The organism is Actinoplanes italicus, assembly GCF_003001815.1.
Classification (GTDB): Bacteria; Actinomycetota; Actinomycetes; order Mycobacteriales; family Micromonosporaceae; genus Actinoplanes; species Actinoplanes italicus.
This window is the reverse complement of the sequence record NZ_PVMZ01000010.1, coordinates 277,354-291,566: the sequence shown is the minus strand read 5'-3', so window position 1 is coordinate 291,566 and position 14,213 is coordinate 277,354. Positions and strand designations below refer to the sequence as shown.

Genomic DNA, 14,213 nt, shown 5'->3' with positions numbered 1-14,213 from the left:
CAATCATGCCCAACGAGAACACCCCCCTGCTGCCCGCCGTCCGCGACTTCCTGTCGTCGCCGAAGCAGCTGCTCATCGACGGCGACTGGGTGGACGCCAAGGACGGCCGGACGTTCGCCACCGTCAACCCGTCGACCGAGCAGGAACTGGTCCAGGTCGCGCACGCGTCCCAGGTCGACGTGGACCGCGCGGTCACGGCGGCCCGCACGGCGTTCGAGCACGGTTCGCCGTGGTCGAAGTTCACGCCGCGCGAGCGCTCCCATCTACTGTGGCGCATCGGTGACCTGATCGAGGCCCACGCCGACGAGTTCGCCCAGCTGGAGGCGCTCGACAACGGCAAGCGCGTCGAGGCGGCCCGGGACGGCGACATCGCGGTCTCGGCCGAGCTGTTCCGCTACTTCGCGGGCTGGGCCACCAAGATGGAGGGCACGACCATCCCGATGTCCGTACCGGGGCGCGACTTCCACGCGTACACCCGGCGGGAGCCGGTCGGTGTCGTCGCGGGCATCGTCCCGTGGAACTTCCCGCTGCTGATGGCCTGCTTCAAGATCATTCCGGCGATCACCGCCGGCAACACCGTCATCCTCAAGCCCGCCGAGCAGACCCCGCTGACCGCTCTGCGCCTCGGTCAGCTGCTGCTGGAGGCCGGTCTGCCCGCCGGTGTCGTGAACATCCTGCCCGGCTTCGGTGACACCGGTGCCGCGCTCGTCGACCACCACGGCGTCGACAAGGTCGCCTTCACCGGCAGCACCGAGGTCGGCAAGAAGATCGCCGCGGCGGCCTCCGGCAACCTCAAGAAGGTCTCCCTGGAGCTCGGCGGCAAGGCCCCGAACATCATCTTCAACGACGCCGACATCGAGGCCGCCATCGCCGGCGCGGTGCTGGGTGGCTACTTCAACGAGGGGCAGTGCTGCGTCAACGGCTCGCGCCTCTACGTACAGCGTGGTGTCTTCGACCAGGTCGTCGAGGGTGTGGCGGCGGCCGCGGCCGCGATCCGGGTGGGCGACGGCTTCGACCCGGCCTCTCAGATGGGCCCGCTGGTCTCCCAGGAGCAGCACGAGAAGGTGCTCGGTTACATCCGCGGGGCCGTCGACGACGGGGCCGTCCTGAACGCGGGCAGCGCCGACCGGGTCGGCGATCGCGGCTTCTTCGTGCAGCCGACCCTGATCACCGGTGTCACCGAGCAGATGGCCGTGCAGACCGACGAGATCTTCGGCCCGGTCGTCACCGCGATCCCGTTCGACACCGAGGACGAGGTCGTCGCGGCCGCCAACAACACGGTGTACGGCCTGGCCGCCGGCGTCTGGTCGAACAACATCGGCACGGCGCACCGCGTCGGCGCCCGCCTGCGGGCCGGCACGGTGTGGCTCAACACCTGGCACGCCGACGACGTCACGCTGCCGCGTGGCGGGTTCAAGCAGTCGGGCTGGGGCCGTGAGCTCGGGTCGTTCGGTCTGGACGACTACACCGAGCTCAAGACCGTCATCGCCGAGCTGCGATGAGCCTCGCCGATGTGCTGGGCGGCCACCGGGTGGTGCCGGTCGTCGTCCTGAACGATCCGGAACGCGCCGGCGACCTGGGTGCCGCCCTGGTCGCCGGCGGCCTGCCAATCGCGGAGGCCACGTTCCGCACGCCCGAGGCGGCGGCCGTCCTCCGCCGTCTCGCGCAGCGCGGTGACCTGGTCGTCGGGGCCGGCACGGTAATCACGGCCCAGCAGGTCAACCAGGCGTACGAGTCGGGCGCGCGCTTCGTGGTCTCGCCCGGCCTGAGCGCGGACGTCGTACGCCGATGTCAGAAGCTCGGCCTGCCGGTGATCCCCGGGGTCAGCACCGCCACCGAGATCATCGCGGCGCTGGACCTCGGCCTGGACACCGTCAAGTTCTTCCCGGCCGAGGCCAGTGGCGGGTTACCCACCGTCAAGGCGCTGGCGGCGGCGTTCCCGCAGGTCCGCTTCGTGCCGACCGGGGGGATCACGGAGAGGAGCGCACCGGCGTACCTCGCGCACCCGGCGGTCGCCGCGGTCGGCGGGAGCTGGATGGTCGCGCCCGATCTGCTGGCCGCCGGCCGGTGGGACGAGGTCACCGCGAGGTGTGCCGCGACCGTGGGCCTCGACATGCAAGGGACAGCACCGTGATCGAGACACGTCCGGCCGCGGAGTGCGAGTTCGACATCGTCGCGCTCGGCGAGGTGATGCTGCGGCTCGACCCCGGCGAGGGCCGGGTCCGTACCGCACGCCGGTTCGAGGTGTGGGAGGGCGGCGGCGAGTACAACGTCGCCCGCGCCATGCGCAAGGTGTTCGGGCTCCGGGCCGCGGTGGTGACCGCGCTCGCGGACAACGAGATCGGACGCCTGGTCGAGAACCTGGTGATGCAGGGCGGGGTCGACACGTCGCTGATCCGCTGGGAGAAGTACGACGGGATCGGCCGCACCGGCCGCAACGGTCTCAACTTCACCGAACGCGGCTTCGGCGTACGCGGCGCCGTCGGGGTGTCCGATCGCGCCCACACGGCGATCGCGAACCTGAAGCCGGGCACGTTCGACTGGGACGACCTGTTCGGGCGCCGGGGTGTTCGCTGGCTGCACACCGGCGGGATCTTCGCCGCGCTGTCGGAGAACGCGGCCGCCGTGGCCGAGGAGGCGATGGCCGCCGCGCGGCGGCACGGCACGGTGGTCTCCTTCGACCTCAACTACCGGCCCAGCCTGTGGGCCGGCATCGGGGGCAAGGAGGTGGCGCGCGAGGTCAACACCAGGCTGTCCCGTCACGTCGACGTGATGATCGGCAACGAGGAGGACTTCACGGCCTGTCTCGGGTTCGACGTCGAGCACGTCGACGAGGAACTGCGGGCGCTGCCGATCGACAGTTTCGCGGCGATGGTCGGCACGGTGGCGGAGAGGATGCCGTGGCTGTCGGTCGTGGCGACGACGCTGCGGACGGTCCACACCGCCGCCGACAACGACTGGCAGGCGATCGCCTGGTCGCCGGAGACCGGCGTGCTGGCCTCGGTCCCGCGCGACCACCTCGGCATCTTCGATCGGGTCGGTGGTGGCGACGGTTTCGCCTCCGGGCTGGTCTACGGCCTGCTCGAGGGTGAACCGCTGCGGGCGTGCCTGGAGCTCGGTGCGGCGCACGGCGCGCTCGCGATGACGACGCCCGGGGACACCTCGATGGCGACCCGTGAGGAGGTGCTGGCGCTCGCCGGCGGCGGCAGCGCTCGCGTACGCCGATAGTTCTTCCGATGAGGCAGGCCCCACGGGAATCCGTCGGGGCCTACCTCTGCATCTCCCTCCAGGCGCACTGAGTTCATGTATAAGAACTGAAACGTATTGAGTTCAGATATGGAAATTCAGTTCTTGACTCCGTGTTCAAAAGCGTCTTACGTTCAGCCTCCGATGACGGTGACCGTCCTCACTGTCATGTCTGACGAACCTTGAGGGATCTCTCATGAAAGTGCCCCGAAGGTCTGCCCGCTCCCGATCCGGTCCGATAGTCGCGGCGTTCGCCGCCCTGCTTTTGATCGCCACGTCGCTGTCCCCCGTCGCGGCGCGGGCCGCCGTCGACGACGGCCGGCTCAACGTCCTGCTCTTCTACAAGTCCAACTTCCACGCCTCGCATGTGCAGGCGCGGCAAGCCGTGCGCGATCTGGCCACCCAGCTCAGCACGCAGTACAACCAGCCGCTCGACATCCAGGAGACCGACGACCCCTCGGTGTTCAACACGGCGAACCTCGCCACCAAGGACACCGTGGTCTTCGCCCAGACCGGCGGCGTGCTGTTCAACGCGTCGCAGCGCTCCGCCCTCGAGGCGTACATCCGTGGTGGCGGCGGCTACATGGGCCTGCACTACACCGGCTGGTCGGTCGGTGAGAGCGAGCACGACGTCAACCCGTTCTACTACCGTCTCGTCGGCGCCGTCTCCGAGGGCCACCCGGAGGACCCGGGTGTCCGGCCCGGCCGCGCGTTCGTCCGGGACACCACCCACCCGCTCACCCAGGGCGTGGGGGCCTCGATCACCCGCAGCGACGAATGGTACGACTGGGTCGTCAACCCCGCCCCCAACGTCCGCACCCTGATCGAGGCCGACGAGGCGTCCTACGGCGGCGGCCGGCAGGGCACCGCCCACCCGGTCACCTGGTGCCAGAAGATCGACTCCGGCCGGTCCTGGTACACCTCGATGGGCCACGAGGGCACCGCCTACTCGGAGGCCTGGATGCGCGCCCAGATGAAGAACGGCCTGGCGTACGCCGCCGGGCTGCTCGCCGCCGACTGCTCGCCGCCGGTGAAGGACAGGGCCGGCGCCTGGAGCGGCGTCACGCCGTGGCCGCTGGTGCCGATCAACATGTCGCTCACGTCCGACGGCAAGGTGCAGTCGTTCGGCAGTGTCGGGGGTTGGGGCACCGACACCACGCCGTACGACTGGACCGGCAACAGCTCGGTCACCCAGGGCGGCCAGATGGAGGTCGACATCTGGGACCCGGCACAGCCACGCACACTGGCCAACCTCCGGGCCGGCATCCTGCCGAACACCACGTACACCGACCTGTTCTGCGCCATGCAGGTGCAGAACCCGCACGACCACTCCACGATGACGGTCGGCGGTGACGACGGGCTCGGTGGCAACGCCCCGAACGACGCCGCCATCGGTGTCACCGGCTACACCACCAACAACGGGCTGCAGAACAAGGCGCCCATGAACTACCCGCGGTGGTACCCGACCGGCACCACGATGCCCAACGGCGACATCGTCGTCCAGGGTGGCAGCCTGCGCGGCGGGCCGGGCGGACCGGGCGTGCACGTCCCGGAGATCTACACCCCGCAGTCCGGCTCGGGCTGGAAGACGCTCGACGGCGCCCGCAGCCCGGCGGCGTACGGCGACGGCGGCTCCGACCACTCCGGCGCCGACGAGAACCGCTGGTGGTACCCGCGGGCGTTCGTCGCCCCCGGCAGCGGAACCCTGTTCAATATCACCGGCACCCAGATGTACGAGCTCAACCCGGCCGGCAACAACGGCACCGGACAGATCGTGCTGCGCGGCACGCTGCCCAGTGGCATCGCCAACCAGGGTGCCAACGGCAACCCGGTCGGCGCGACGTCCACCGCCACGATGTACCGCCCCGGCAAGATCCTGCAGGTCGGTGGCGGTTGGTGGGCCAACGGCGGCGGACCCGACGGCGCCCGTGCCGGCTTCACGGTCGACATCACCGGCGGTACGGCCGGCCCGGTCGTCACGGCGACCCAGCCGATGAAGTACCAGCGTCACTGGGCGACCTCGACGGTCCTGCCCGACGGCGACGTGCTCGTCACCGGTGGCGGCCGCGAGAACAACGGCAACGGCGGATACGTCACGAACGCCGAGATCTGGGACCCGGACACCGGGAACTGGACCGAGGTCGCCGTGCCGTACGAGCACGCCCGGCTCTACCACTCGGCGGCGCTGCTCCTGCCCGACGGCCGCGTGATGATGGGCGGCGGCGGCACCCCCGGCCCGCGCAACTACACGGACGTCGAGTACTACTCGCCGTCCTACCTGTTCAACGGTGACCAGCTCGCTCCGCGTCCGGTCATCAACACGGCGCCGGCCAAGATCGGTTACAACGGCAGCTTCGCGGTCACCGCGTCCGGGACCGTCTCCCGGGTCACGCTGGTGCGCAACGGCTCGGTGACGCACGGCTTCAACAACGACCAGAACTTCCAGGACCTGACGTTCAGCCAGTCCGGCAGCACGGTCAACATCAACGCGCCGGCCAACGGCACGTACGCGCCGCCCGGCTCGTACATGCTGTTCGTCTGGGACGCCTCCGGCACCCCGTCGGTGGCGAAGATCGTGAAGATCGACCCGGCCGTGAAGCTGACGCAGCTCAACCCGCGGGTCGTCGACCAGTTCGAGTACCCGCGCCTGCCGTCGGAGTGGCGTACCTCCAACCCGCCGGCCACCGTCGACGTGGCCCCCGGCAACGCCCGGATGTCACCGTGGACGGTCGGCAGCCAGGTTCAGCTCGTGCGCGGCACCGTCGCCGGGCAGGGAGGTCTCGGGCTCACCGGTTACCAGCTCAGCCTGGGCGCCGCGGGCAACATCCAGCGCACCCTCAGTTCCCTCACCCCCGGCACCACGTACCGGGTCTCGCTGCGTTACGCACGGGACAGCCGGGTGAGCGGGACCGGTGCGGCGACCGGCACCGTGTCGGTCGCGAACCTGAACGCGACCCTCACCGCCTCCACCGCCCAACCGTCGACAGCCAACTACGCGACGTACTCCGGCACCTTCACGGCCGCGTCGAGCACCGCGACGCTGACCCTGCGGGGCACCGCCGGCGGCCTGATGATCGACGACCTGGTGGTCGTGGGCGACGACGCGCCACCGCCGCCGCCCACCTCGCTCACCCGGTACGAGTTCGAGGAGGGCACTGGCACCTCGGCCGCCAACACCGGCACCACCGGTGGGCCGGGCGTCGCGACCCTGACCGGCACCACCGGCTGGTCGGCCAACGGCATCATCGGCAAGGCGGTCAACCTGCCCGGTGGCAGCACCGCCAACGCGGTGGACCTGCCGGACAACCTGCTCCAGGGCGCGGCGAACTTCACGACCGGGTTCTGGGTGCGCCCCGACACGAAGGCCAACTGGACCGGTCTGTTCCACATCGGTGACGGAACCGGCTCGGCCGGCAGCTACTTCCAGATCCAGATGCAGACACAGGCCTCCGGCAGTACGGGCCTGGCCGCGACCTTCAAGGCCAAGACCGGCCCTGAGGAGCGGATCTACGCCAGCCCGGCCCAGGACGTGGTCGCCGGTCAGTGGAGCCACGTGGCCTTCACCCGCCAGGGTTCGATCGGCACGCTTTACCTCAACGGTGTGGCGATCGCGAGCCGTGCCGACCTGACGATCGACATGACCGCCATCGGCCCGACAGCCGACAACTGGCTGGGACGCAACGGATACCCGGACGCCGCCTTCGACGGCCTGATGGACGACGTGCGCCTGCACACCTCCGCGCTGAACGCGGCCGAGGTGCAGGCGATGTACGACGAGGGTGTCCCGGTCCGGTACACCTTCGACGAGAACACCGGCACCGCCGCCGGCAACTCGGGCACCAAGACGTCGATCGGTGCGGCCGCGTTCCAGGGCACCACCGGCTGGGCGGCCGGCCGGGCCGGCGGCGCGGTGTCGCTGCCGGGCGGCGCCGCGACGACGAACAACCAGGTCAAGCTCCCCGACAACATCGAGGCTGGGCTGGACGAGCAGTTCACCGTGTCCTTCTGGGCAAGGCCGGACGCGCTCCCGAACTGGGTGCCGCTCGTCCAGATCGGCAGCAGCACGGACACGTTCTTCCTGCTGCAGTCGGCCACGAACGGCGGAACCACCGGGTTCGGGGCGACGTTCAAGGCACCGGGGGTGGCCGCACAGGAGCGGCTGCTGCTGGGCGCGGGCCGGGACCTGCCGCTCAACGCGTGGACCCATGTGGTCTTCACGATGAACGGCTCGACCGGGAAGATCTACTTCAACGGCGTCCAGCAGGCGGTCCGCGCCGACTTCCCGATCAACATCGGTGACGTGGGCGTGGGCGGCAACACCACGGCCAACTTCATCGGCGGTACGAGCTGGGGCGACCCCCGGTTCGACGGACTGATCGACGACTTCCGGCTGTACGGCTACGAGCTCAGCGCCGAGCAGGTGAGCCAGCTGCACTCGGGTCGCCGATGACCGGCAGGCTCCGATAGAGGTTGATCACGCCGGCGTGGGTTCGAGTCTCTCCCGGGCCCACGCCGGTGGCCGTCCGGCATTGAAAGCGATCTCTACTGTGGTCGCCGTGCATCCCTATCCGCCGCCCCCGCCCCAGCCGCCGCAGAGGTCGTTCTTCGAGCAGGAGATCGGCGGTGTCCCGCTCTACGTCCACCTCATGGCCGTCCTCGTCTCCTGCGGCGTCTACCTGGTCATCCTTCCTTTCGTCCTGCTCTTCGACGCCATCCAGAAACGGATCGACCGAGCCGTGGACCGCGTCGTCGGCTCGGTGGTGGACCGGATCCTGAAGGCGGCGCTGGTGGTCGTCGCCATACCGGCCTACCTCGTCTACGAGCTCGGCAGATGGATCCACCGCCGCTGGTTCGCGAAACCCGCCTCAGAGGTATCCCCCGCTCCCGCCGGCGACGTCGATGGAGGTGCCGGTCACGTAGGAGGCGAGCGGTGACAGCAGCAACGCCACGACCGGCGCCACCTCGTCCGGTTCACCGAGACGGCCCAGCAGGACACCACGCCTGTCCGCCTCGGCGGCGCACCACACCTCGTACGGGATCTCGGGCGCGCTCGCCGCATGCCGGGCCACCTGCCGGTCGGTGCGGATCGCGCCGATGTTGACCGCGTTGACCAGGATTCCGGACCCGGCGAGCTCGACCGCGAGCGACCGCGACAGGTTCAGCAGGGCCGCACGGGCGGCGCTGACCGCAGCCATCGCGGGCTCCGGCGCCCGTGCCGTGACGCCGTTGACGATCACGATGCGCGCCGCGTCCGACCTGCTCAACGGCCCGGTCGCGGCGGTCACCGTGTTCAGTGCGGCACCGACCTTCATCTCGAACTGATCGGTCCACCCGTCGTACGGCGTCGTCAGCACCCCGCCGGAGCGGCCCGCACCGGCGTTGACCACCAGACCGTCGAGCCTCCCGAACCGTGCCACCGCCGACTCGACGACCTCCCGCATCGCCGCCGCGTCACGGACGTCCGCCGCGTACGTCGCCAGCCGTTCCGAGCCGGGTAGGTCGAACCCGGCGGTGTCGCGGGCACACGTCGCCACGGACGCGCCCTCGGCCAGCAACAGGCGAACGACGGCACGACCGATGCCACGGCTGCCGCCGGTGACGAGGCAGACCCGCCCGGCCAGACCCAAGTCCACGTCAGACCCGCTTCCGGAGCAGGCGCCCGAGCCCCCGCAGCGGGTGCCCGTTCGCGCTGTCGACGAAAAAGCGTGCCAGCCGCGGGCTGATCGCTCCCTCGCTCATCCGGACCATCGCCCGCATCGGCAGACCGGCCGCGCCGAGCATCATCATCTTGAAGGCGACGTCTCCGTAGTCGACCCGGCGGCCGGCCCGCTTGGCCACGGCACGTTCGACGAAGAAGTAGACGATCCGCATGACGAGGCCCGAGTCCCGCATGTCGTGCAGCGAGCTGTACTCGTCGAAACCACCCCGGCCGGGCGCCCGCACCAGCGGAAACGGCTCGTGGATGGTCCCGAAGCCGTCGGGGGACGGACGGCCGTCGAGGGTGTGGTACCAGTCTGCGGCGGCGTCCCGGCGTGCTGGGACACCGTCGAGGGCGACGGTCTTCCGCAGCCGGATGTCCCGGGAGCTCGCACCGACCCGGATCTCGTGGTCGCCCTCCTCCACCACCCATTCGGCGCTTCCCGGGTCGTAGACGGCGAAGGCACGCCGGTCCAGGCTCATCGTGACGTCACGGGACTCCCCCGCGGCGAGCGCCACCCGGGTGAACGACCTCAGCTCCTGAGCCGGGCGGTACACGCCGTCGGTGCGGGCCGCGACGTAGAGCTGCGCGATCTCGGTCCCGTCCCGGTCACCGGTGTTGAGGAGCGTGAAGGTCACCTCGACGCGGTCCGGTCCGTTGCGGCTGAGGCGCAGGCCGGAGTAGGTGAACGTCGTGTAGGACAGCCCGTGCCCGAAGGGATACCGCACCGGCCGGTCCGCGGAGTCGAAGTAGCGGTAACCGCAGTACATGCTCTCCAGGTACGGCGTCTGCTCCGGATGCACCCCGTAATACCCGGAGCTGACCACGTCGTCGTAGGAGATCGGACAGGTCTCGGCGAGCTTGCCCGACGGGTTCGCCGCACCGAACAGCAGGTCGGCGGCGGCCGCTCCCCCGGCCTGCCCGGCCAGGTGCAGGTGCAGGACGGCCGCCGCGTGCTCCGCCCACGGCATCTCGATCGCGCTGCCGCCCACCACGACCAGCACCAGCCGGTCCGACCACGGGGCCAGGGCCTCCAGCAGGGCGATCTGATTGACGGGGATGCGTAGATGCTCGCGGTCGAAGCCCTCGCTCTCGGCGATCTCGGTCAACCCCACACAGACGACGACCCTTCCGGCGGTACGGACGAGAGCCACCGCCTCGTCGATCAGCGCCCGGTCCGGTTCCCCGGTGAGCCGATAGCCGGGCGCGTAGTCCGCCTCGGCGTACTCGCGCACCCCGTCGCGCAGGCTCACCACCCGCGTCGGATTGACGCGCGACGACCCCGACCCCTGGTAGCGGGCGTTGCCGGCGAGCGCGCCGACCAGTGCCACCCGCCCACCGCGCTCCAGCGGCAGCACCCCGTCGTTCCCGAGCAGCACCGCACTCGCGACGGCCGCCCGGCGGGCCAGTTCGTGGTGCCGCTCGTACACGTCCGCCGGAACCTCGGTGTCACCGCCGGTGGTGCGCCGGACCAGCGCGATCACCCGGTCCACCGACTCGTCGACGGTCTTCTCGTCGAGGCGTCCGGCCCGCAGCGCCGCGTGCACCTCGGCGTCGGACAACCCGCCGTTGCCGGGCATCTCCAGGTCGGTGCCGGCCCGGTACGCGGCGGCACGGTCGTTCATCGCGCCCCAGTCGGTGATCACCGCGCCGCTGAAGCCCCAGCGCTCGCGCAGGATCCCGGTGAGCAGGCGGTGGTTGTCACTGCAGTAGACGCCCTCGACCCGGTTGTAGGCACACATGACGGTCGCCGGGTCGCTCTCCCTGACCGCGATCTCGAACGCCGGGAGGTAGTACTCGTGGAGGGCGCGCTCGTCCACCCGTACATCGGTGGTCATCCGTTTGAGCTCTTGGTTGTTGAGCGCGAAATGCTTGAGCGACGCACCCGTCCCGGTCGCCTGGAGGCCGCGGATCCAGGCGGCGGCGAGCTTCCCGGCCAGGTACGGATCCTCGCTGAAGTACTCGAAGTTCCGGCCGCACAGCGGGTTGCGTTTCATGTTGACGCCCGGCCCGAGGACCACGTTGACGCCCTGGTCGACGGCCTCCAGCCCGATCGCGGTGCCCACCTCGGCGGCGAGGTCGACATCCCACGAGCAGGCGAGCGCACTGGCCGTCGGGAAGCAGGTCGCCGTGCTGCTCGCGTTGAGCCCCAGATGGTCGCCGCCCTCGCCCTGTCCGCGCAGGCCGTGCGGCCCGTCGGTCATCAGGATCGACGGCAGCCCGATCGCGGGGACGGCCCGTGTCGTCCAGAACGAAGCCCCCGACCCGAGGGCGACCCTGTCGGCGATGCTGAGCGAGCTGTCCGGCATGGATCAAACGATCTCACGGTTCGGAGCGCAGCTCTCGCCGCAGTTCGGCGGCCTCGGCGTACCTGCCGAGGGCGTCCAGGTCGCGGGCCAGGTTCTCGATCGAACGGTCGGTCTGCGGGTGCCCGTTGCCGAGCACCCGCCGCTTGCGTTCCAGCGTGTCCTCGTCGATCTCGCGGGCCTGCTCGAATTCGCCGAGCTCGCGCAGGTCGGCCGCGAGGTTGTTGGCGGAGGTGAGGGTGTCGGGATGGTCGTCGCCGAGCAGCCGCCGCCGGCGATCCCACGTGTCCCGGTTCAGCTGCCACGCCTTCTCGTGCTCGCCCGACCGCCGGAGGATCACTCCGAGGATGTTGGCCGTCGTGAGCGTGGCCGGATGATCGTCTCCGCCCTGCTCGCGGTATTTCTCCAGGGTCTCCTCGCTCAGCCTGCGTGCCTGCTCGTGTTCCTTCAGCTCGCACAGATCGATGGCCAGGCTGCTGGCCGAGGCCAGGGTCTGCGGGTCGTCGCCGCCGAACAGCCGCCGCCGGCGCGCCAGGGTGTTCTCGTCCAGCTCCCGTGCCCGTTCGAACTCGCGCAGGTGCCGCAGGTCGGTCGCGAGGTTGTGGGCGGCGTTCAGGGTGCGTGCGTCGTCGGCGCCACGGCGCCGGCGTTCCCGTGCGAGGTTGTCCTGGTCAAGGTCACGGGCCTGCTCGTATTCACCGAGGCCGCGGTGGATGCCGGCGAGGGCGTGCGCGATGATCAGAACGCTGTCCTCGTCCGGCTGCCAGGCCCGGTGCAGTTGCTCGGCCAGCGGCAGGGCGGCGCGGAAGTCACCACGGGCCAGCAGGGACCAGACCGCGCTGCAGGCGGTGTAGCGCAGCTGATGGTAGCCGGTCGTGGCGGGGTCGGCGGCGAGGATGTGCGGCAGCAGCACGCTCCAGCGGGGCCACCACCGCGGATCACTGCCGTCGTCGGGGCGGGCGGCGACCAGCAGTTCCTCGACGACCCGGCGGTGCAGGTACGGGTCGGGGTCGGTGTCACGCAGGACGGCCCGCACGAGCCGGTGCAGGATCGGGCCGGCCGCGGTCGGACGGGCGAGGCCGTACCGGGTCAGCTGGGCCAGCACCCGGCTGAACATCACCGTCCCGGCCGCCGCCGCCCGCAACGGCTGGGGCAACTCGTCGGGACTCGAGGTGAACAGATCGGTGGGGATCGGCTCCGGCCCCAGGCGGGCGCAGAGGTGGAGCAGCTGGCCGGCGGCCGGGTCGGCGGCGAGGAGCCGCTCCGCGGTCAGCGTGACGGCAGCGGCCAGCGGAAGCGGATAACCGGCCGGTGGCCGCGACTCACGCTTCGGGTCGGTCATGTGAGCCGTGAGTTCACGCAGGTAGTCGTCGGCGGACAGCCGGGTCTCGACGAGCAGATCCGCCGCCTGCCCCACGGCCAGCGGCAGGTCACCGAGCGCCTCGGCGAGCCGGTCGGCGCCTGGGCCGTCCAGGTGCGGCAGGTGGGCCCGGAGCAGGGCGACGGATTCGGCACGGGTGAACACGTCCACGTCCATCGGGCGGGCGACACCGGTCCAGTTCGGGTTCCGGCTGGTGATCAGCAGATGGCCGGGCCCGTCCGGCAGCCACGGGGCGAGGTGGTCACGGTCGTCGGCGTTGTCGAACACCAGCAGCCAACGGTCCGTCCGGCGCAGGTGCTCCTGCAGCGCGTCGGCCGCGGCCGGGGTGGGCGTGTCGACCGGCACCAGGCAGAGTTGCCTGGCGAGGGCGGCGAGGTGGTCGCCGATCAGCTCGGGCTGTTCGGAGGGAATCCACCAGACCAGGTCGTACTCTCCGGCGAACCGGTGGGCGTACTCCAGCGCCAGCTGGGTCTTGCCGACCCCGCCCAGTCCGTGCAGCGCCTGCACCGCCACCCGGCTGCCGCCGCGCAGCGTGTCGTACAGCTCGCCGAGCATGCCGTCGCGGCCGGTGAAGCCCGGGTTGCGGCGGGCGAGGTTCCACACCGGCGGCAACGACCCGGGCGGTCGCGGCCCGGCAGCGACCGCCCGGCCCGGATAGTCCGGAGGAGCCGCGGTCAGGGGCCCGGCCGGTGCCGGTTCGAGGACCCGGCGCACCGCGTCGAGCAGCACCGACACGGCTTGAGCGGGCACGAGATCGAACAGGTCCGGGACGACGATCGGCGCCCACAGCCCGCCGGACAGGTCCGCCTTCTCCACCCGCAGCGGGATCAGCTTCACGTCCGGGTTCCCGCGGCGCTGCGCCCAGCGCGCGGTCCACTCGTCGGTCGTGAACCGGTCGGCCTTCAGGTATGCCGCCGACAGCAGCGCCAGCATCGGGTTGTCGCGGTGCAGAGCGCGGTCCATCGCCTCGACGGCGTTCGTCCCCGGTGCCCGGTCCACGCTGTCCAGCTCGGTCGGATACCCCGCTGCCTCCAGATGCCAGCGTGCCCATTCGGCCCAGGCCCGATCGGCACCGGCATGGGAGATCACAATCGGCATCCGCTTCGGCACTCCGTACACATTGCACCAATCCGATGCCGGAAACCGACAACCGAACGGGTGTCACCGGAAGAGGTGGGCAGCGGGGCGCATACATAGCGACCGGCGCACACACGGCCGCCCGCGCAAACAGCGATCCACGCACACGCGGCCGCCGACGCCCACGCACCAGCCGGAGCACACGCAGCGGGACCGTGTGCTCCGTTCGTCGCCGGGACGACCGTGCGCGTCCACGGATCCGCAGCGTGTGCTCCTGCCGTCGCGGCCCACGACGTCACGCGCACACCGAGAGCGCCAGCGTGCGCCCGACGGCACCCGGCACGCCCAACGGCATCCGGCACCCGGCACCCGGCCCCCGGCACCCGGCACGCCCGACAGCGGCGGCACCGACGATTGCACCACCGGACATTCAGCCTCCGGGCCCGGCCACGATCACGAACGGCGGCTGCCGTACCGGCGGCGACGGTGAGGTCGCACGCTGGGG

General features: G+C 70.9%; 8 protein-coding genes. 5 read left to right on the top strand and 3 right to left on the bottom strand.

Features of this window, described 5'->3' with window-relative positions:
- Positions 1–5 precede the first annotated feature (5 nt).
- The 5 genes from CLV67_RS25185 (at position 6) to CLV67_RS25165 (ending at position 8,180) form a co-directional block, all read left to right on the top strand.
- Positions 6–1,502: an aldehyde dehydrogenase family protein gene (locus CLV67_RS25185; protein ID WP_106322493.1), complete on the top strand. Its 1,497-nt coding sequence runs from the start codon at positions 6–8 to the stop codon at positions 1,500–1,502.
- Entirely contained in the window at positions 1,499–2,134 is a 636-nt protein-coding gene (gene eda / locus CLV67_RS25180; protein WP_106322491.1) for a bifunctional 4-hydroxy-2-oxoglutarate aldolase/2-dehydro-3-deoxy-phosphogluconate aldolase, read from the top strand. Before CLV67_RS25185 ends, eda begins: the two co-directional genes overlap by 4 nt.
- Positions 2,131–3,228 carry a sugar kinase gene (locus tag CLV67_RS25175; RefSeq protein ID WP_239166302.1) on the top strand — a complete coding sequence of 366 codons (1,098 nt, stop codon included), beginning with the start codon at positions 2,131–2,133 and terminating at the stop codon, positions 3,226–3,228. The genes eda and CLV67_RS25175 overlap by 4 nt, the downstream gene beginning before the upstream one ends.
- A gap of 214 nt (positions 3,229–3,442) precedes the next feature.
- Positions 3,443–7,696 carry a LamG-like jellyroll fold domain-containing protein gene (locus CLV67_RS25170; protein WP_106322489.1) on the top strand — a complete coding sequence of 1,418 codons (4,254 nt, stop codon included), beginning with the start codon at positions 3,443–3,445 and terminating at the stop codon, positions 7,694–7,696.
- Positions 7,697–7,802: 106 nt separating this feature from the next.
- Positions 7,803–8,180: a hypothetical protein gene (locus tag CLV67_RS25165; RefSeq protein WP_146169283.1), complete on the top strand. Its 378-nt coding sequence runs from the start codon at positions 7,803–7,805 to the stop codon at positions 8,178–8,180.
- On the opposite strand, the gene CLV67_RS25160 is transcribed toward CLV67_RS25165, so the two are convergent.
- The 3 genes from CLV67_RS25160 to fxsT are packed head-to-tail and all read right to left on the bottom strand — an operon-like array spanning position 8,112 to position 13,729.
- The gene (locus CLV67_RS25160) at positions 8,112–8,879 is read right to left on the bottom strand and encodes an SDR family oxidoreductase (protein ID WP_106322485.1); all 768 of its coding nucleotides are present in this window, start codon (positions 8,877–8,879) and stop codon (positions 8,112–8,114) included. The genes CLV67_RS25165 and CLV67_RS25160 overlap by 69 nt on opposite strands.
- Before the next feature lies 1 nt (position 8,880).
- On the bottom strand, positions 8,881–11,253 hold the full coding sequence (locus CLV67_RS25155) for a glycoside hydrolase family 3 C-terminal domain-containing protein (RefSeq protein WP_106322483.1): 2,373 nt from the start codon (positions 11,251–11,253) through the stop codon (positions 8,881–8,883).
- Positions 11,254–11,266: 13 nt separating this feature from the next.
- Positions 11,267–13,729: an FxSxx-COOH system tetratricopeptide repeat protein gene (gene fxsT, locus CLV67_RS25150; RefSeq protein WP_106322481.1), complete on the bottom strand. Its 2,463-nt coding sequence runs from the start codon at positions 13,727–13,729 to the stop codon at positions 11,267–11,269.
- Positions 13,730–14,213: the final 484 nt, after the last annotated feature.

Excerpts from the sequence above, each read along its gene's own strand:
- CLV67_RS25155 (WP_106322483.1), bottom strand. The coding sequence starts at position 11,253 with ATGCCGGACAGCTCGCTCAGCATCGCCGACAGGGTCGCCCTCGGGTCG.
- eda (WP_106322491.1), top strand. The coding sequence starts at position 1,499 with ATGAGCCTCGCCGATGTGCTGGGCGGCCACCGGGTGGTGCCGGTCGTC.
- CLV67_RS25185 (WP_106322493.1), top strand. The coding sequence starts at position 6 with ATGCCCAACGAGAACACCCCCCTGCTGCCCGCCGTCCGCGACTTCCTG.
- fxsT (WP_106322481.1), bottom strand. The coding sequence starts at position 13,729 with ATGCCGATTGTGATCTCCCATGCCGGTGCCGATCGGGCCTGGGCCGAA.
- CLV67_RS25170 (WP_106322489.1), top strand. The coding sequence starts at position 3,443 with ATGAAAGTGCCCCGAAGGTCTGCCCGCTCCCGATCCGGTCCGATAGTC.